20 protein-coding genes are annotated in these 17,135 nt (G+C 50.5%); 9 read left to right on the plus strand and 11 right to left on the minus strand.

Features of this window, described 5'->3' with window-relative positions; all coding sequences use genetic code 11:
* Positions 1 to 253: 253 nt before the first annotated feature.
* From AACR41_RS14510 to AACR41_RS14540, 7 genes are all read right to left on the minus strand, one after another.
* Positions 254 to 745: a Dps family protein gene (locus AACR41_RS14510; RefSeq protein WP_012305936.1), complete on the minus strand. Its 492-nt coding sequence runs from the start codon at positions 743 to 745 to the stop codon at positions 254 to 256.
* Positions 746 to 940: 195 nt separating this feature from the next.
* Positions 941 to 1,762, minus strand: a complete 822-nt coding sequence (locus AACR41_RS14515; RefSeq protein ID WP_030006085.1) for a ChaB family protein — start codon at positions 1,760 to 1,762, stop codon at positions 941 to 943.
* Positions 1,763 to 1,812: 50 nt separating this feature from the next.
* Complete coding sequence (locus AACR41_RS14520; RefSeq protein ID WP_012305938.1) at positions 1,813 to 2,133, minus strand: hypothetical protein; 321 nt, start codon at positions 2,131 to 2,133, stop codon at positions 1,813 to 1,815.
* 441 nt (positions 2,134 to 2,574) lie between these two features.
* Positions 2,575 to 3,054: a DUF4079 domain-containing protein gene (locus AACR41_RS14525; RefSeq protein WP_030006086.1), complete on the minus strand. Its 480-nt coding sequence runs from the start codon at positions 3,052 to 3,054 to the stop codon at positions 2,575 to 2,577.
* A 125-nt stretch (positions 3,055 to 3,179) separates the two neighbouring features.
* Positions 3,180 to 3,731: a 2-amino-4-hydroxy-6-hydroxymethyldihydropteridine diphosphokinase gene (gene folK / locus AACR41_RS14530; protein WP_030006087.1), complete on the minus strand. Its 552-nt coding sequence runs from the start codon at positions 3,729 to 3,731 to the stop codon at positions 3,180 to 3,182.
* Positions 3,732 to 3,736: 5 nt separating this feature from the next.
* Positions 3,737 to 4,099, minus strand: coding sequence for a dihydroneopterin aldolase (folB, locus tag AACR41_RS14535; RefSeq protein ID WP_012305941.1), 363 nt, complete (start codon positions 4,097 to 4,099; stop codon positions 3,737 to 3,739).
* Positions 4,092 to 4,829 carry an SDR family oxidoreductase gene (locus AACR41_RS14540; protein ID WP_012305942.1) on the minus strand — a complete coding sequence of 246 codons (738 nt, stop codon included), beginning with the start codon at positions 4,827 to 4,829 and terminating at the stop codon, positions 4,092 to 4,094. The genes folB and AACR41_RS14540 overlap by 8 nt, the downstream gene beginning before the upstream one ends.
* 203 nt (positions 4,830 to 5,032) lie before the next feature.
* Here AACR41_RS14540 and bioB point away from each other — a divergent pair, with 203 nt between their 5' ends.
* From bioB to lspA, 3 genes are read left to right on the plus strand one after another with little or no spacing between them, the layout of a single operon-like run.
* Positions 5,033 to 6,136 carry a biotin synthase BioB gene (gene bioB / locus AACR41_RS14545; protein ID WP_030006088.1) on the plus strand — a complete coding sequence of 368 codons (1,104 nt, stop codon included), beginning with the start codon at positions 5,033 to 5,035 and terminating at the stop codon, positions 6,134 to 6,136.
* Between the two features lie 3 nt (positions 6,137 to 6,139).
* A complete protein-coding gene (locus AACR41_RS14550; RefSeq protein WP_030006089.1) occupies positions 6,140 to 6,781 on the plus strand; it encodes a biotin transporter BioY in 642 nt (213 codons plus the stop codon).
* A gap of 56 nt (positions 6,782 to 6,837) precedes the next feature.
* Positions 6,838 to 7,344 (plus strand): signal peptidase II, encoded by a 507-nt coding sequence (lspA, locus tag AACR41_RS14555; RefSeq protein WP_012305945.1) that lies wholly within the window; start codon positions 6,838 to 6,840, stop codon positions 7,342 to 7,344.
* A gap of 54 nt (positions 7,345 to 7,398) precedes the next feature.
* Here lspA and AACR41_RS14560 read toward each other — a convergent pair whose 3' ends face one another.
* Positions 7,399 to 7,785 carry a hypothetical protein gene (locus AACR41_RS14560; RefSeq protein WP_030006091.1) on the minus strand — a complete coding sequence of 129 codons (387 nt, stop codon included), beginning with the start codon at positions 7,783 to 7,785 and terminating at the stop codon, positions 7,399 to 7,401.
* 222 nt (positions 7,786 to 8,007) lie between these two features.
* Here AACR41_RS14560 and AACR41_RS14565 point away from each other — a divergent pair, with 222 nt between their 5' ends.
* Positions 8,008 to 9,141: an extracellular solute-binding protein gene (locus AACR41_RS14565; protein WP_030006092.1), complete on the plus strand. Its 1,134-nt coding sequence runs from the start codon at positions 8,008 to 8,010 to the stop codon at positions 9,139 to 9,141.
* A 73-nt stretch (positions 9,142 to 9,214) separates the two neighbouring features.
* Positions 9,215 to 10,360, plus strand: coding sequence for a Gfo/Idh/MocA family protein (locus tag AACR41_RS14570; RefSeq protein WP_030006093.1), 1,146 nt, complete (start codon positions 9,215 to 9,217; stop codon positions 10,358 to 10,360).
* Here AACR41_RS14570 and AACR41_RS14575 read toward each other — a convergent pair.
* Both AACR41_RS14575 and coaD read right to left on the minus strand, forming a co-directional pair.
* Positions 10,342 to 11,055 (minus strand): hypothetical protein, encoded by a 714-nt coding sequence (locus AACR41_RS14575; protein ID WP_030006094.1) that lies wholly within the window; start codon positions 11,053 to 11,055, stop codon positions 10,342 to 10,344. The genes AACR41_RS14570 and AACR41_RS14575 overlap by 19 nt on opposite strands.
* On the minus strand, positions 10,980 to 11,516 hold the full coding sequence (gene coaD, locus AACR41_RS14580; RefSeq protein WP_012305950.1) for a pantetheine-phosphate adenylyltransferase: 537 nt from the start codon (positions 11,514 to 11,516) through the stop codon (positions 10,980 to 10,982). The genes AACR41_RS14575 and coaD overlap by 76 nt, the downstream gene beginning before the upstream one ends.
* 171 nt (positions 11,517 to 11,687) lie before the next feature.
* Between coaD and purC the strand changes: the two genes are divergently transcribed.
* From purC to lpxC, 3 genes are all read left to right on the plus strand, one after another.
* On the plus strand, positions 11,688 to 12,395 hold the full coding sequence (gene purC / locus AACR41_RS14585) for a phosphoribosylaminoimidazolesuccinocarboxamide synthase (RefSeq protein ID WP_045441445.1): 708 nt from the start codon (positions 11,688 to 11,690) through the stop codon (positions 12,393 to 12,395).
* A gap of 174 nt (positions 12,396 to 12,569) precedes the next feature.
* Positions 12,570 to 14,741, plus strand: coding sequence for a BamA/TamA family outer membrane protein (locus tag AACR41_RS14590; RefSeq protein WP_030006097.1), 2,172 nt, complete (start codon positions 12,570 to 12,572; stop codon positions 14,739 to 14,741).
* Positions 14,742 to 14,786: 45 nt separating this feature from the next.
* Complete coding sequence (lpxC, locus tag AACR41_RS14595; protein ID WP_030006098.1) at positions 14,787 to 15,614, plus strand: UDP-3-O-acyl-N-acetylglucosamine deacetylase; 828 nt, start codon at positions 14,787 to 14,789, stop codon at positions 15,612 to 15,614.
* A 111-nt stretch (positions 15,615 to 15,725) separates the two neighbouring features.
* Here the strand turns inward: lpxC and AACR41_RS14600 are convergent, their stop codons facing one another.
* Positions 15,726 to 16,361: a peroxiredoxin gene (locus AACR41_RS14600; protein WP_030006099.1), complete on the minus strand. Its 636-nt coding sequence runs from the start codon at positions 16,359 to 16,361 to the stop codon at positions 15,726 to 15,728.
* 307 nt (positions 16,362 to 16,668) lie between these two features.
* Here AACR41_RS14600 and psbU point away from each other — a divergent pair, with 307 nt between their 5' ends.
* Positions 16,669 to 17,085, plus strand: a complete 417-nt coding sequence (psbU, locus tag AACR41_RS14605; RefSeq protein ID WP_012305956.1) for a photosystem II complex extrinsic protein PsbU — start codon at positions 16,669 to 16,671, stop codon at positions 17,083 to 17,085.
* Positions 17,086 to 17,135 lie beyond the last annotated feature (50 nt).

Below are 17,135 nucleotides of genomic sequence, written 5' to 3' on the forward strand. Positions count from 1 at the left end.
TCCTTGGCTACCTATGACGCCTGGTTGATTTCAAGGCGATGGCGCAAAAGAAAAACATTTCTGCCATTGAATTCACAAAAAAATCCCCCCAGAACGGAGGGACTTGCTTTTTTTCGGGGTGTTGGGAAATTTTCCTGGCTGAAACTAACGATAAGTTAGCCATTGGGAAAATAACTTGAAGCTATAGCCACAGTAGATGAACATCATGGGCAAAATTAACCGAAATCAACAAATTTTTAGTGAAAGTTTCGATTTATCGCACGATGCTACTGAGCATCCAAGCTTGTTTCTCGTGATCGCGGATCCGGCCACTGAGGAGTTCCACTGTAGAAACATCATGGTTTTGTTCTGCCTGTTGCAGGACGCCCTTCAGCTTCTCGGTCAGGGTGATGTGGTCATTCGATAGCTCGGCGATCATTTCTTCGGCGCTGGCTAAACCACTGGCCTCCTTGAGAGAACTCAATTCTAGGAACTGATGGAAGGAACCAGGGGCGGATAAGCCTAAGACCCGGATACGTTCGGCAATGTCATCTACGGCGATCGCCAAGGCTTGATACTGCTCTTCAAGTAGGTTGTGAATACCGTAGAACAGATTCCCTTGGACATTCCAGTGGAAATTCTGGGTCTTTAGGTAAAGCAAATAGGTATCTGCCAGAATGTGGGACAGAGATTGGGCGATCGTTAAGGATGCCTCTTGGTTTTGGGTCGTTGTACCAGTGGTGGGGGCTTGTAAAGTCGTAGCCATAAAATATTTTCCTCCTAATGTTGTTAAAGGGATTTGGTAAATGGGTTAGAGAAGCCCGGTTAGCAGGGTGAAGTCATTCGCTCCGACCCCTGGGCTAAACAGAGTTGTGTTCTAGGACAAACTCTGCTTTAAGGTTTTTTAGAATTCATGGTTCTTAAATGCTTCAGCGTGCTCACTGTGAGTCAAGGTTTTAACCTAGGCCTGTTGTAGGGTTTTGGGTTTTGCCCAGATGCCCTGGCTGTTCTGCTCGTACTCATCCTCGACCCGCATCCAAGCGCGGTAGGCAGCAACGTGTTGATTTTGCTTCTCTGCGTAGACCTGGTTGTAAACCTCGACAAAGGTTTCTTGGGCCGCATCAGCAAGGCGTAAGCGCACAGACTCCGGCAAATCCTCGGTTGAGCTGACTTTTCCAGTATCAAAACGAGAGAGCAAGAAGTCCTTACAGGAGAGAATGTCTGTTCCCCCTTCTGCCTGAAAGAGGCTTTCTAATTCTGTGGCAGTACCTTGACTTGTTTCGGCGGTCAGCATCAAGCCACCTGCTTTAATCTTCGTTTCGTAGATGGCTGCCTTTTCTTTGGGCATACCGAGGCTGACAAGGGCAGAGATGAGTCCGACACCTGCACCACCGGCGATCGCCCCGCTAGTTGCGCCGAGGAGGGCCGCACCGATGGGGCCACCCGCGACCACCGTACCAATGAAGGGAACAAACAGGACGCCAAAGCCACTGAGAGCACTAAATAGGGTTCCGAAGAGGGCACCGTAGATTGCGCCGGACTGCAGACCTTCTTTAATAAAATCTGCCCGACCGAAGAAACCAGTGATTTGGGTTTCTGACTGCAAATTCTTACCGATGATGGAGATGTCTTCTCGTTTTACCCCCATATCGAGCAACTGCCTTAGTACTTTGTTTGCCTGTTGGCGATCCTCAAAGATCGCGGAAACAGTACAGGGTACTTTGGTCTGGAGATCAGCCGTTTGTTGGTTGTTTTGGTTCTGATCAAGGGTTGCCGTAGTCATGGATTATCCTCCTATTGTCTCTTGTTCGTGTTGCGTGGTGAGACAGAGGATTAGAAGTTGTTGACAGCTTTCTGGAAGGATTGGTCTAACTCTTGCCAAGCGCTTTCAAAGCCCTTCTGCAAGTCATCCCAGGCTGATTCGCTGGCATTCTGAAGTTCGTCAAATTTCTGTTGGGCAGCATCCCGCTTGGCGGTTAGCTCTTCGAGCATATTTTGGTATTTGAGTTTGCCGTCTGCCTCTGCTTGGTCAACTTTGGCGCGGAACTCATCAATGCGGGCGTCGATTTTATCAATCTGCGCTTTGACTTTCTCTTTATAGCGTTTTTGATTTTCTGCGTTTTGTTCTAGGGTTTTGTTTAGTTGGTTAGCCATAAAGTAAGGCTTAAACCTCCTTGTTGATGTGTTCTTCAAAAAATCAAGCACGGGTCAGATCCAAAGTTCAAAATGTTCTTTTGAAATCGAATTTGTTTTTGCTTGACTACACCTTTAATATTATGAAATATTCCGACTGGGTACATCTATCGATAGACATAGATCGCTCCTGAAACGCTTATTTATCAAGGGTTTCAAATTTCAAAGGTATTGTTTTTGCAATATTTATTCGGTTTCCCGAACCTAAACCGAACCGTTTTTTAGAAGTCTTTCTGAATTGCGCAAAAGAGACTTTAACATAATCTTTTATTGCTTAATTTTGCTCCCATATAATTTTAGCAAGCTGCCATTAAACATCTGGGTGGATGCAATAAAAAAGAGGTCGCCCGGATGACGACCCCCAGAAATTTTCTTTTTAGGCGTAAAGTTTAAGCTGTTGATTTAGAAGGATAAACCGAGATTAATACCGAGGGCAGCATGGACCACAAGGAGGGCGATCGCCGCTGACCCCACATAGGCATGCACCGTGCGCAGGGAATCTCTGCCGAGGAATTTTGTGATCGATAGCGCACCGTTGGCCATCAACATCCCAATGGCGATCGTGCCTGTCCAGAAGTGGGGACTTTCAAAAATTGGCTCTCCCTGCATGACTAGAGAGAGAACGCCCCCTGTCCAACCCAAGCTGATAAAGGTTGTGAGCCAGAGCGCTGCTTTTTTGTGCCAGTAGGCGCTCTCGTTTTTGTCGCTGACATCTTCACTACGGCGAATCTGCCAACCCTTAACGGCGGCAGAACCACCGACGGCCACGATGACAATACCCATCATTAAGGGATGCCCCCAGTGGGTAACGACTTCTGGGATCGGTAAAGTGTTGAACCAAGCGGCAATTGGTTCTAGGTAGGGACGAATGAACTCACCCATGTTATTTCTAAAAATTTTCTTAAAAAGTTTGCGTTCTCTATCTTAGAGGATTCGTTAAACCGCCCACGACTTTCGGCGAGAGGAAATATGGCCAATGGATCACAAATGGTTGGATGAAGTGACCGTTAGGCGATCGCCAAAATTTTTCCCCGGAGCGTTTGGTCTTCGGTGAAGGTCTGGTTGGTGGCTGCCAAATCATCCAAGAGGGGCTGCAGATAAACCCGGAGCGGCTGGGCATCATCGGGGAGGGAAAGGTCTGGGTTGATATCGAGGATGCCCTGGGTGAGGAACCAACGCTTTTTAATATCCGGATCTGGAATGACCAAATTTTCCGCCTGGATCACCGCGTCATTAAAGAGCAAAATATCGAGATCCAGGGTGCGGGGAGCGTACTTATCGGCGGTGCGGACTCTGCCGAGCTTTGTTTCGAGTGATCGCAAAACATCAAACTTAAAGGCCGTCGCCTCGTACGCTGTTTCGACGAAGGCAACACAGTTAATGTAATAGGGCAGATCCTTAGTGGGGGCTTGGCCTGGGGCCGGAATCGCGTCCGTCACAAAACACCTTGATATCGCTTTGAGCTGACAGAACTGCTTTAATTCCGTCATCGCTTGCAAGATATTGGCTTCCGGTTGAATATTCGAGGCGACGCTGAGGTAGACACGATTCTGGGCCATGGCTTTTAACGCTCCCGGTAGATGGTAACCGCCGAAGCCTTGGCAAAACGGAGGGCGCCGGGTTTATCAATGGTGACTTCTACCTTTTCGACAAGGGCATCGGTAAAGCAAATATCAGCGACGACCTGGGCCATTTTTTCGATCAAATTGTAGCTAGAAGGCTCAATGGCGGCCAAAATTGCCTTGGTGATTCGTTTGTAATCAACGGTGTCATCGATACTGTCGGTTTGGCCCGCTTTGGTGAGATCCGCGTGCATCACCACATTGATCACCACATCCTGTTTTTTGGTGCGTTCTTCCGGAAAAATGCCGATAATGCAGCGCAACAGCAGGTCACGAATATAAATTTTATCGAGGCTTTTAGACATAGAAATTTTCTCCTAGGTGAAACCCACCATCAACACAAATGACTTGGCCAGTGATGAAGTCATTTTTTAAATAAAACAGTACCGTCTGGGTAATATTGCGTGGATCACCAAACCGTCCCAGGGGGGTTTTTGCAATCACGGCTTGCACCCGCTCATCTCCCTCCGCATTAACTGGTGGCAAGATGGGGCCTGGGGCGATCGCATTGACACGAACATTGGGGGCAAGCTCAAATGCTAACATCTTCGTGAAACTATGGAGCATCTTTTTGCTCAGGTGATAGGGCACGTGCTCATGGTCATAGCCGTAGATGCGGGTATCGAGGAAATTAATCACATTCCCGTGGCTAGATTCTTTAGAAAAGAACGCTTTCGTCAACAGAAAAGGGTGCAGGGCGTGAACCTGAATATTGTCCCAGAGATTTTCTGGACTCAGGGCAAACAAACTTTCTTTATTAAACATCGAGGCATTATTAATCAAGATGTCTAGTTGGGGCGTTTTCGCTTTCACCGTCTCGATCATCGCCTCCACACTGTCCCGCTGGAGCAGATCCGCCGCCACAATATCCACCGAAATTGGTAAAGCAGAAAGTTCTTCGGCCAGTTGTTCTACCTCGGCTTGGGAAGAGCGGTAATGGAGGATGAGATTGATTCCTTCCTGGGCGAGGGTCCGGGCGATCGCCGCACCGATGCGTTTTGCCCCCCCTGTGATTAAAGCGGTTTGTTGACTCATGGTTCCCGTTCGGCAATTAAAACCCATAGAAGTTAACTTATTCTTTCTGGAGAAAGCAAGCGTGACCCGGATGATGCGTACCAACCGAGAGATCCACCACCACTGCCTGAAGATGTAACAGATGTACAGAGAACCTTTAAGCCAGGGAAACGGGAATGATAAAATTTGGAATACTTTTTTAGTGAAAGAGAGAGAAGGTCAACGTGGTTCAAGTACCGATCAAGCCCACCCCGCAAACCCCCGCCCCCACCACTGCAATTCCCAATGGCCCGGCCCTCGAAGCTTGGTTAAATGACTGGGCGCAGCGGATTATCAATGGCGATCGCCTCACCCGTACCGAAGCTCTCCGTCTCACCGCCATCACTGGAGAAGAAAATATTCTCAAACTCTGTGCCGCTGCAGATTTGATCCGGCACGAATGCTGTGGCAATACCGTTGACCTCTGCAGCATTGTGAACGTGAAATCCGGGAGCTGTTCCGAAAACTGTAGTTTCTGTTCCCAGTCCGCCCACCACCCCGGCGAAGATTCCCCTGTGTATGGCCTCAAAACCGCCGAAGAAATTATTGAACAGGCCAAAGCAGCCGAAGCCGCTGGGGCGAAACGTTTTTGTCTCGTGAGCCAAGGCCGGGGCATTAAGTACAACAGCCCCAGGGATACTGAATTTGAGCAAATTTTAGAAACCGTGCGCCGCATCCAGGCAGAAACAACGATCAAACCCTGTTGTGCCCTCGGCGAAGTCACCCCAGAACAAGCCCAACAGCTCCGGGAAGCCGGCGTCACCCGCTACAACCACAACCTCGAAGCTTCGGAAAATTTCTTCCCCGATATCGTCACCACCCACAGTTGGCAAGACCGGGTCGAAACCATCAAAAATCTCAAAGCAGCAGGCATTCAGGCGTGCAGTGGCGGCATCATGGGCCTCGGTGAAAGCTGGGAAGACCGGGTTGATTTGGCGATCGCCCTGCGGGATCTCGAAGTCGAATCTGTGCCTTTGAATCTCCTCAATCCCCGTCAGGGAACTCCCCTCGGAAGCAATGACCGTCTCGATGTCTACGAAGCCCTCAAATGCATGGCAATCTTCCGGTTTATCTTGCCCGAACAAATTATCCGCTATGCTGGCGGTCGCGAAGCAGTGATGGGGGAACTACAACATCTCGGCCTGAAGGCAGGCATTAACGCGATGCTCATTGGCCACTACCTCACCACCATGGGCCAACCCCCCGAACAGGATCAAGCAATGCTCAAATCCCTCGGCTTACAAGGGGGTGAAGCACCGATTCCTGGCCAATATTCCGCCGCCCAATAACCCTTGAAAGCGAAAGCCCTCCCCAGATCCTTGTCCCCAAAGCAAACTGCCACCACTGGCCCGAACTGGTTTAACCAACTCCTGTGGGCATTGATCGGTGTATCCCTGACGATTGGGGGCACCTTCATCGAGGCCCATCGGCTCAATCTCCCTTGGGACTGGTCAACGGCGGGACTACAAACTCAGTCTTTGGGGATTTACTGTCAAGTGGCTGCCGTTCTCCTCACGGGCTGTTTGGGGGGCAAAAATGCGGGGATTATCGCCCAGATTGCCTATATTCTGATCGGTTTGTTTTGGTTGCCGGTGTTCTCCCAAGGGGGAAAACTGGGATATCTGACAGAACCCACCTTTGGTTACATTCTTGGCTTTATCCCAGCGGCGGGTATTTGCGGTTGGCTTGCCTTTCGGTATGTGCTGAGTTTAGAAGCCCTCGCCCTCAGTGCTTTTTGTGGTCTGATCGCTCTCCACAGTTGTGGCATTCTTTATCTGGTGGGGCTGACCCTCCTGGAAAAATTACAGGCGACGGAACTGAGTTTGCTCCAGGCGATCGCCCTCTATAGTGTGACTCCCTTTCCGAGTCAGTTAATGCTAGTCTGTGGTGTGGCCGTGTTGGCCTATGGGGTACGACGGATTTTGTTCTATTAGGCCAAAGTATTGGGCTTGATATTCTTTCTTTTTAGCGAAACGGAAACTCTCTCTCCATGGATCTGCGCCAAGATTTACTGAAAAATCGCTGGTTTTGGCTTGTTGCCTTCCTCGGATTAGTCCTCGATCAACTAACAAAAACCATTGTGCTCCAGACCTTGCCGGAGGTGGGTGATACCTTTGCCCTCTGGCCGAATGTCTTCCACTTCACCTATGTGCAAAACACTGGGGCTGCCTTCAGTATCTTTACCGATGGGGTGCATTGGCTCCGGTGGTTGTCCTTGGGGGTCAGTGTGGGTTTGATGGCTTTGGCTTGGTTTGGCGATCGCCAAACGCTCTGGGAACAAGGCGGCTACGGATTTATTCTTGCGGGGGCGATGGGCAATGGCGTCGATCGCTTTTTATTTGGCTATGTGGTCGATTTTCTAGACTTTCGCCTGATTAATTTCCCCGTGTTTAACATTGCCGATGTCTGTATCAACATTGGCATCGCCTGTTTATTGCTCAATTTATGGTTTTCCTACCGCCTCGCCCAAACAGAATCGCCCCCTAACTCTAAGTAACCTTTTAATAATCTGGAGGGTGGAGCGATCGCCGTTATGGATTCTCAGAAAATATCAAGAATAGATATATTCACTGCCATTGTGTTCATTTTGCTGCGAGAGCAACTGCTCCTCTAATTGGGCAATACGTTTGTAGGCCACTGTCAACTGGGCCGTTAGTCGCTTGATCTGCCATTCCGGGCTCATTTGCTTCTCGTCCATGGAACGCCCTTCTAAGCCTAGGGTTTCATCAAATAAAACATCTTTGTGGTGAAAGGATTCTCCCCCGACCCGAAAATCTAAGCCAAAGACCGCTGGATCAATTTTGGGAACCATTGTCATCAAATCTGCTTCCGACAAGGATTGTCCCGTTGGGCCTAGCCCCTGCTGCATTTGTTCGACGGTTTGATACAACAGATCAAGCTGATGTTTCAACTCGTTGATATAGCCTTGAACACTCATATTTTGTCAGCCTAAAGTCGGGTCTTTGTCCCATGCTAGTACCAACCCCAAGGCTGTGAATATTTATCCTGATATATTTAAGATTCTCTTAGAAAACCTTAAGAAAACCTTGCCTCTCCAAGGATAAAGTTGCAATTGTCCTGGCCAAGGTTGCACTTGATTAAAGGCTAAATTTGCTATTTTTTGAAAAGATATTTCCCAGGGGAAACGACATTTAGATTTATGCCCAATCGCCGCCATTTTTTGACTATTTCCGCACTCTATGCCCTCGCTGGGTGTTTGGGAGGGTGTCAACGAACCTCGGAGACAACTTTACAAATCAATACATTACGGGGGTCAATCTCGCCACAACTGTTGACATTGTTTCGGCAAAACCAAGGGCAAACGGTCAGCTTAGATCTCAAACCCCTAGAACAGCTCCAAGAATTATTTGTAGTGTTGCAGGATGCGGCGATGAAGATGCCGGAGACGTCTGAAAATTTCCTCAATCGCTCGGCAGCGGTGCCGGATTTGCTGACCCTGGGCCATGGTTGGTATCAACAGGCGATCGCCTTGGGATTTGTTCAACCGTTATCTCTGGAGGAACTAACGCGGTGGGAAGAGTTGGGGGAACCTTGGCAACGGTTTTTGCGCCGCAATGTCCAGGGCGAGATCGACCCCCAAGGGCAACTGTGGGGACAGCCCTACCGCTGGGGCACGACGATGCTGGTCTACCGCAAGGATAAGTTGAAAAACCTGGGGTGGACACCGACGGATTGGGCAGATCTATGGCGGCCAGAATTACAGGGAAAAATTTCTCTGCTGAATCAATCGCGGGAAGTGTTGGGGCTTTTGCTGAAAAAACAGGGGAAATCCTACAACGAAACCGATCCAGAGGCGATCGCCAATTTAGAGAGCGATTTCCAAACCCTCCACCGCCAGGTCAAATTCTATAGTTCCACCCACTATCTCCAGCCCCTCAACATGGGCGACACCTGGATTGCCCAGGGGTGGTCCCAGGATATTTTGCCGCTCCTGCAACGCTACCGCAATTTAGGGGCAGTGATTCCCGCCAGTGGCACGGCCCTCTGGTGTGATCTGTGGGTGCAGCCCCAACGCAGCCAAACTTCTTTTGAGACCCTAAAAACTTGGTTAGATTTTTGTTGGGAACCGGCGGCGATTCAGCAGATTTCCCGTAGTAGTCACGGGGCCTCTCCACTGATTTATGCGGCGACCAATTTAGACCCTGCCATCACTGATAATCCGTTAATTTACCTTGATCAAAACACCTTCCGGGCCAGTGAAATCATTGAGATGTTAGACCCCGACGCGACGGCCCAGTATCAACAGGTTTGGCAAGCAGTGCGCCAGGGCTAGGCCAGAAAAATTTTGATTTTGCCCACCGCTGTTCTGGATAATGCGGAGGAAGATCATCGATTGAGGAGTTCCCATGACCCACGACACCATAAGGGTGGCGATCGCCGGTACCGGTTTTGGCCAAAAAATTCACATTCCCGGCCTCCAACACCACCACCGCACCGAAGTGGTCTCGGTTTACCATCGCGATCCGGACAAAGCCCAGGCGATCGCCGCCACCCATCAAATTGCCGAAAGTGCCAGCGACTTTAATGCCCTCCTAGAAAATCCTGGCGTTGCCGCCGTTGCCATTTCGACGCCCCCTTTTTTGCATTATGAAATGGCCAAACAAGCCCTCCTAGCAGGGAAACATGTCCTCTTAGAAAAACCCATGACCCTGAATGGGGCTGAGGCGCGGGAGCTTTACCATCTGGCAGCCAAAAAAAATCTGGTTGTGACCCCGGACTTTGAATTTCGCTTTGTCCCTGCTTGGCAATGTCTCGCGGAATATCTACAACAAGGTTTTGTTGGTGAAAAACGCCTGATTACGATCAACTGGTTAGTGACCAGTCGAGCCAACCCAGACCGACCTTGGAATTGGTATGCCCGCCAGGATCAAGGGGGCGGTGCTTTGGGGGCGGTGGGTTCCCATGCCTTTGATTATGTCCATTGGTTGTTTGGCCCTGTGAAACGTTTGGCGGGTCATCTCAGTTGCGCCATTAAAGAGCGACCCGACCCCAAGGATGGCGATCGCCTTAAACCCGTCGATGCCGATGACACCTGCTTGATCATGCTAGAACTGGCCGACGGCACACCCTGCCAAATTAATATCACTTCCGTCAGTCACCACGGTCGGGGCCACTGGGTTGAAGTCTATGGCGATCGCGGTTCCCTGGTTTTGGGGAGCAGCAACCTCAAGGATTATGTCCATGGTTTTACGCTCCAGGCGGGCCAGGCGGGTGAAACACTGCAACCTGTGGCCATTCCAGAGCGCCTTGAATTTCCCCAAACCTTTGCCGATGGCCGCCTTGCGCCCTTTATCCGGGTCGTTAATCATTGGGTCAAAGCCATCGACCGCTGTCAACAAAATCAAGAGGTATCCGAAGATCCAGTGGCGATCGCCCCGACGCTCCGAGAAGGGGTCTATTCTCAGTTGCTAATGGATTTAACCCACCAGGCCCATACCCAAGGCCGTTGGTTAACGGTGCCAGATCTCGATACCTATCTCGATCTAGGCTGACGCGGTTGGGGAGACGTACGCCGTCCCTGGGGATTTTGGCCAGTCGCCTGGGGGGCTAACCCATTATTCGAGGATGGTGGCGGTTGGAGTTGTCGCCGTCCGTTTTGAACAATTTCTAGTTGCTCCCGGAGATTCACCTCAAGGCGTCCGAGGAGATTGTGGGCATATTGATCCGCATCTTGTTGGATGGCCTGGGCCTCGGCGATCGCCTGGTTTTTCATTTGCTGCACTTCCTGGGACACCTGCTGCCGAAAGGCCTCTAGATCGGCGAGGGTGCTTTGGCGGAGGGCTTGGCATTCCTGCTCTGTGGTGTAGCGCAATTGGGCCGCCTGTTGCTCAGCTTGCCGGGTGAGGGCCATCTCGTCTAAGTATTGGGCGGCCTGCTGCTTGGCACTGGTGACAATCCGATCCGCATCGGCTTCGGCCTGTTCAACGAGGTGTTGCTTGTATTGGAGCACTTCGACGGCCCGCTCAATAATTTCAGGAACACTGGCCCGTACCGCATCGAGCTGGTCTAAAACATCGTTGTCTTTAACGAGGGTTAGTCCCGTGAGGGGAATTTGAAAGCCTTCAAAAATTACTTCTTCTAAATGGGTGAGCTGTTCCTGCACATTCAAGTCTACCCCTCGATAAAGGGTTGGGGAGTTGGCATTATTGTCGGTGGGCTTACCTGGGGAGGATGAACTTTGTACCATTGATAAAGATCTTCAGCGACATTGTCAGGAACGAGGTGATCAACGGAACCACCAAATTTAGCAATTTCTTTGACGACGCTGCTGCTGAGAAAACTATATTCGTTGGAGGTCGCCAGGAATACTGTCTCGATATTATCCCAAAGCGTCTTATTTGTATGCGCCATCTGTAGCTCCTTCTCGAAGTCGGATAGCACCCGTAGTCCCCTTAGTAATACACCCGCATTACGTTGCCGCGCGTAGTCGGTGGTTAAACCCGTGAAACTCGCCACTTCTACATTGGGTAAATGTTGGGTACAGCGGCGAATCTGGGCCACGCGCTTTTCGAGGCTAAAAATCGGCGATTTACTAGGATTGCACAGCACCGCCACGATTACTTTTTCAAAGAGGCGATCGCCCCGTTCAATAATATCGAGATGACCCAGGGTGATCGGATCAAAGCTTCCAGGATAAATAGCAATCACAAAATACAGCGCCACACAGAAGAGATCGGCTTTATTGTGACATATTGTTTCCCCAAGCCCCTAGGCAAACCCAGGGACATCAGCCCCTACAATGGAGAATGATTTTATCCACGATTTTAACCAGCTTATGAGCGAGCACCACCCGGAAAAAAATACGAAGGTAAGGCAAAAATTCTCTACAGCACCGCCGACCCTGATGTTCTCCTCACTTACTTCAAAGATGACGCCACCGCCTTCAATGCCCAGAAAAAAGGCACCATCCAGGGCAAAGGAGAAATGAACTGCACCATTGCCGCTGCCCTCCTCCAATGGCTGGAAACCCAGGGTATTCCGACCCACTTTATCGAACAAACCAAAGCCGATGAAATGCTCGTTAAAGCAGTTGAAATTCTGCCGGTAGAAGTGGTTGTGCGCAATATTGCGGCGGGTAGTCTTTGTAAACAAACGGGTTTGGCCCAGGGCACAGTTCTCCCCCAACCCCTCGTGGAGTTTTATCTCAAGGATGATGACCTCGGTGATCCGCTCTTGACCCGCGATCGCCTTATGCTGCTTCAGATCGTCACCGCCGAGCAACTGGCCCGACTCCAGGACTATGCCCTGCGGATCAATGGTCTGATGCAAGGCTTTTTTGCGCGCTGTCAGATTACCCTGGTGGATTTTAAAATCGAGTTTGGCACCGACAAAACAGGGACAATTCTTTTGGCCGACGAAATTAGTCCCGACACCTGCCGCCTGTGGGATCAAACCGAAACAGACCCCAACCTGCGGGTGATGGATAAAGACCGCTTCCGTCAAGACCTCGGTAACATCGAAAACGCTTATCAAACTGTCCAGGCTAGGGTCTTGGCCCAGGTGCAGCAATTGCAATCCCTCGCCTAAATTTTCCCGACCCAAGGCTAAATTACGGGGTCTAGACATGGAAACATAAGCAACGCTTCCCCGTCTTCGACTCTGGTACAATCCAGCAGAGTAAATTACTCATGTTGGCCGATTTACAGAAAAAGCACTTATAAATATAGTGCTGATAACTTTCGTTTGATCTGGTGTTTGGACGTGCAGAAACAACAAAATTTAGACTATTTTTCCCCCCAGGCCCTCGCACTTTGGGCGGCGATCGCCTCTTTGGGTGTGATGTCTCCGGCCCATGCCGAACCCCGATCAGAAGGGAGTCACTCCGATCCCCTGGTGCCAACGGCGACCCAAGTTGTTGTGCCAGCTCTGCCCGTAGAGGACGTAGCCCCCACAGCAGCACCAGCTTCCCAGACGCCAGCGCCCCAGTCCGAAAACCTGGCCCAATCATCAACCCAAGCTGTTACTTCTCCCGTTGCTCAGGCTCAAGAAGCTCCCCAAGATAGTAATCTGCCGCAACTCTACGCCCAGCAGCAGGGAAATTCCAATGCCCAGCAAGCCAACCCCAACGAGCCTAGGGTATTGGTCGCAGAAATTCAGATTAATGGTGTGGGCGACAACGTCGAACTGGAACAAAGAATTATCCGCGCCATTGAAACCCAAGCCGGGCGGCCGACGACGGTTTCACAAATCCGTAATGACGTGAACCGTGTTTATGCGACAGGTTTGTTTGCCAATGTAGTCGCCACCCCGGAAGATACACCCCTTGGGGTACGGGTGACATTTGACGTGGTGCCCAACCCCGTTTTGACCGATATCGTCGTGCAGGCATTGCCCCTAGAAGGCAGTCAAAATATTACCCCTCCCGAAGTTGTCGATAATATTTTTAGCGATCGCTATGGCGAAATTATCAACCTCAATGATTTCCAAGAGGGCAGTAATAAGCTGCAACAACTCCAGCAGTGGTACCAAGACAATGGCTACGATTTAGCGAAAGTGATCGGTATTGATGAACCCAGTGCCGATGGGGTTGTGACCCTCGTCGTCGTTGAAGGGGTGATCGAAGATATCCAAGTCAATTTCATCAACGCCGACAATGAATCCGTTGATGGCAAGACCCGAGACTTTATCATCACGCGGGAAATGGAACTCAAGCCAGGAGACGTTTTCCGGCGGGATGTCGCCCAACGGGATCTTCAGCGGGTGTTTGGTCTGGGGTTATTTGAAGATGTCCAGTTAGATTTCACCACAGGCACCGAAGATCCGACCCAGGCTGTCCTCAATCTAAATGTCATTGAAGGAAATACAGGCTCCATCGCTGCGGGTGGGGGAATTAGCTCCGCCAGCGGTTTCTTTGGGAGTGTGAGCTACCAACAACAAAACCTGGGCGGCAATAACCAGCGTCTGGCAGCCGAATTCCAATTAGGACAACGGGATGCTCTGTTCGATCTATCCTTTACAGATCCTTGGATTGCCGGCGATCCTTACCGGACGTCCTATTCGGTCAATGCTTTCCGCCGTCGTTCTATCTCACTGATCTTTGATGGTGGGGAAAATGATGTTGATCTCGACCCCAGTGGCGATCGCCCCCGAATTAACCGGATTGGCGGTGGGGTGACCTTTAGTCGTCCTTTATCGAAGGATGTTTTTGGCCCCTCTGAATGGCGCGCCTCCCTCGGCTTCGACTACAATCGCGTCCGGATTACTAATGCCGATGGTGATACAGAGTTTATCGACGAAGCTGGGAACCAACTCAGTTTCTCTGACAATGGTATTGACGATATCTTTGCTCTAAGTCTGAATGTGGTGCGCGATAAACGGACAAGCTTCGATGGGGCAACCCGCGGCTCCATTACCCGTTTCGGTACCGACCAGACCATTCCTATCGGTAGTGGCAGTATTCTCTTTAACCGACTCCGGGCCAGCCACAGTATCTATATGGATTCACCGATTAAACTCCCCAGTTTTGGCAGTGAAGAGAAACCCCATACTTTGGCCTTCAATATCCAAGGGGGCGCAATTATCGGGGATTTACCCCCCTACGAAGCCTTCTCCCTTGGGGGGAGTAACTCGGTTCGGGGCTTTGAAGAAGGGGACCTCGGCAGTGGCCGTAACTACATCCAAGCGACAGCAGAATATCGCTTCCCCATTTTCTCGGCGGTGGGTGGCGCGTTATTTGCGGACTATGCCACAGACCTCGGTTCCGGGGATGATGTGCCTGGAGATCCGGCGGGGACCCGTGGTAAGCTCGGTAATGGTTTCGGCTATGGTATCGGTGTGCGGGTGAATTCTCCCCTGGGGCCAATCCGGGTGGATTATGGGCTTAACGACCAAGGGGACAGTCGTATTCACTTTGGTATTGGTGAGCGTTTCTAGGGTGTTATCGGTCTGATTTCGTGGGGGGCAACCCCCTTTTTTGTGATGGTTAAAACGTTAAAAACAACCGTTGAATGTTCTGGGGTGGGTCTCCATTCGGGGCAACGGGTCACCCTAAGGCTCGTGCCTGGCGATCGCCACCAGGGTCGTTATTTTGTGCGTACAGATTTACCAGGGCAACCCCAGATCCCGGCCCGCATTGAGGCCGTCGATCAAACCCTTTTGTCTACGGAATTGGCAGTGGGCGAGGCCAAGGTCAGAACCACAGAGCATTTGTTAGCGGCATTGGTGGGTCTTGGGATCGATGCTGTGCGCCTCGAAATAGATGGGCCGGAGTTACCCCTGTTGGATGGCTCGGCAGCGCAGTGGGTAGAGGCGATCGCCAAGGCAGGCACCCAGACCCTCACGGATGAAGCGATCGCCGTTCCTGTGGTCGCAGAACCCGTTTGGCTCCGGGAAGATGACGCGTTTGTGGCAGCCTTACCCTCACCGGAACTGCGGTTTACCTATGGCATCGATTTCACCTACAAGCCCATTGGCAACCAGTGGCACAGTTGGAACCCCGCAGCAGAACCCTTTGCCCAGGCGATCGCCCCGGCCCGGACGTTTGGCTTTGCCGATCAAATTGAGCAATTGAAAAAAGCTGGTTTAATTCAGGGAGGCAGTCTTGATAATGCCCTCGTTTGTGATCAGGAAAAATGGCTCAATCCGCCGCTCCGGTTTGAGAATGAGCCGGCTCGCCATAAGCTCCTTGATTTAATCGGGGATTTGAGTTTGCTAGGCACGATCCCCACGGCCCATTACCTAGCCTATAAAGCAAGCCATAAACTCCATACCCAGCTTGCTAAAACTTTACAGGCAACGCTTTTTTAAAATTCTAATCAAGCTGCTATTGGGTGAAGGATAACGCCGATAGTTTGACCTGTATTGCTGGGGCTGGCGATCGCCTTTTTCGGAGACTGCCAGCCCCTAGGATCTGAGGCTCTACTTATTCGGTTGGGGGGTCATACGGAGATAGGGCTTGATTTCCTTAACGCCCTTTGGAAACTTGACCTTCGCATCCTCAGTGGAGATTGCCGGAGAAACCACAACATCTTCACCATCCTGCCAGTTGACAGGGGTCGCTACGCTGTAGTTGTCTGTGAGTTGCAACGAATCCAAAACCCGCAAAATTTCTTGGAAATTCCGACCAGTGCTGGGGGGATAGGTAATGGTTAAACGTACCTTCCGCTCAGGATCAATGACAAAGACTGTCCGCACCGTCACCTTCGGGTTGGCATTGGGGTGGATCATATTGTAGAGGGTAGCGACCTTCTGATCTGCGTCGGACAAAATCGGGTAATTGACAGCACATCCCTGGGTTTCGTCAATGTCACCCACCCAGCCATTGTGGGAGGCCGTGTCATCAACGCTGAGGGCAATTACCTTAGCATTTCGCTTTTCAAACTCTCCCTTTAACCGAGCCACTTCGCCCAATTCGGTGGTGCACACGGGGGTAAAGTCAGCGGGGTGAGAAAACAAAACAACCCAACTGTCGCCGGCCCAATCGTAAAAATCAATTTCCCCAATGGTGGAATCTTGGGTAAAGTTGGGGGCCACATCGCCTAACCGGAGAGACATAAATTAAACTCCTGATGTTAAATAAACTACCAAAAGATCATTATGGCCCATCTCCCTGGGAAGATGCCAAGGGAGGCGATCGCCACCGGAAAATGATAAGCTGCCGTCACACAGCGCAATATTTATTAACTTTTGTTGCCATTCTTCAGAATCAAAAAAGCCGAGGGTGACAATCAAGCCGGAAAAATGAAATAATAAGCCAGAATTTTTTACGTTAGTAGTTTCAGGCCGCCTGAAGCTTAGTATTTTACATAAATCTAAGAATCATCAAAAAAAGCTGGGAAAAGCCTAGGAGGAATCAATCATAATGAGTAGAGTTGTGAGTGCATTAATGGGGCTCGTCCTCATGTTCGGTTGCGCGTTCTTTAGCGTTCAGCCCCAAGCCCAAGCCCTCGATTTAAGCAATGGCTTTGTTTCTGCAGCCGTGCTCGGTGAGCGTGTTAATCCCGCTGACAAGGTGCTTGAGTCAGAATATGGCAAGAAAATTGACCTAAACAACGCCAGCGTCCGTCTTTTCCGCGAGCTCCGTGGATTTTATCCCACATTGGCCAAACGCATCATCGAAAATGCCCCCTATGACAGCGTTGAAGATGTATTGAATATCCCCGACCTCAGCGAGAAGCAACTGGCACGGTTAGAGGAAAATTTGGAGCGTTTCACTGTAACACCGCCTGCCGATGTGTTTATTGATGGTGACCAACGTCTAAACACCGGTGACTATTAAAAATACAAACGAAATCTTGCTGCGTTTAGGAAGATGTTTGTAAGTCAAAC

It is taken from the genome of Picosynechococcus sp. NKBG042902, assembly GCF_963864045.1.
Taxonomy (GTDB): domain Bacteria; phylum Cyanobacteriota; class Cyanobacteriia; order Cyanobacteriales; family MRBY01; genus MRBY01.

Coding starts and splice junctions, on each gene's coding strand:
- AACR41_RS14510 (WP_012305936.1), bottom strand. CDS start 745: ATGGCTACGACTTTACAAGCCCCCACCACTGGTACAACGACCCAAAAC.
- AACR41_RS14515 (WP_030006085.1), bottom strand. CDS start 1,762: ATGACTACGGCAACCCTTGATCAGAACCAAAACAACCAACAAACGGCT.
- AACR41_RS14520 (WP_012305938.1), bottom strand. CDS start 2,133: ATGGCTAACCAACTAAACAAAACCCTAGAACAAAACGCAGAAAATCAA.
- AACR41_RS14525 (WP_030006086.1), bottom strand. CDS start 3,054: ATGGGTGAGTTCATTCGTCCCTACCTAGAACCAATTGCCGCTTGGTTC.
- folK (WP_030006087.1), bottom strand. CDS start 3,731: ATGGCCCAGAATCGTGTCTACCTCAGCGTCGCCTCGAATATTCAACCG.
- folB (WP_012305941.1), bottom strand. CDS start 4,099: ATGTCTAAAAGCCTCGATAAAATTTATATTCGTGACCTGCTGTTGCGC.
- AACR41_RS14540 (WP_012305942.1), bottom strand. CDS start 4,829: ATGAGTCAACAAACCGCTTTAATCACAGGGGGGGCAAAACGCATCGGT.
- lspA (WP_012305945.1), top strand. CDS start 6,838: ATGGATCTGCGCCAAGATTTACTGAAAAATCGCTGGTTTTGGCTTGTT.
- AACR41_RS14560 (WP_030006091.1), bottom strand. CDS start 7,785: ATGAGTGTTCAAGGCTATATCAACGAGTTGAAACATCAGCTTGATCTG.
- AACR41_RS14565 (WP_030006092.1), top strand. CDS start 8,008: ATGCCCAATCGCCGCCATTTTTTGACTATTTCCGCACTCTATGCCCTC.
- AACR41_RS14570 (WP_030006093.1), top strand. CDS start 9,215: ATGACCCACGACACCATAAGGGTGGCGATCGCCGGTACCGGTTTTGGC.
- AACR41_RS14575 (WP_030006094.1), bottom strand. CDS start 11,055: ATGGTACAAAGTTCATCCTCCCCAGGTAAGCCCACCGACAATAATGCC.
- lpxC (WP_030006098.1), top strand. CDS start 14,787: ATGGTTAAAACGTTAAAAACAACCGTTGAATGTTCTGGGGTGGGTCTC.
- AACR41_RS14600 (WP_030006099.1), bottom strand. CDS start 16,361: ATGTCTCTCCGGTTAGGCGATGTGGCCCCCAACTTTACCCAAGATTCC.
- psbU (WP_012305956.1), top strand. CDS start 16,669: ATGAGTAGAGTTGTGAGTGCATTAATGGGGCTCGTCCTCATGTTCGGT.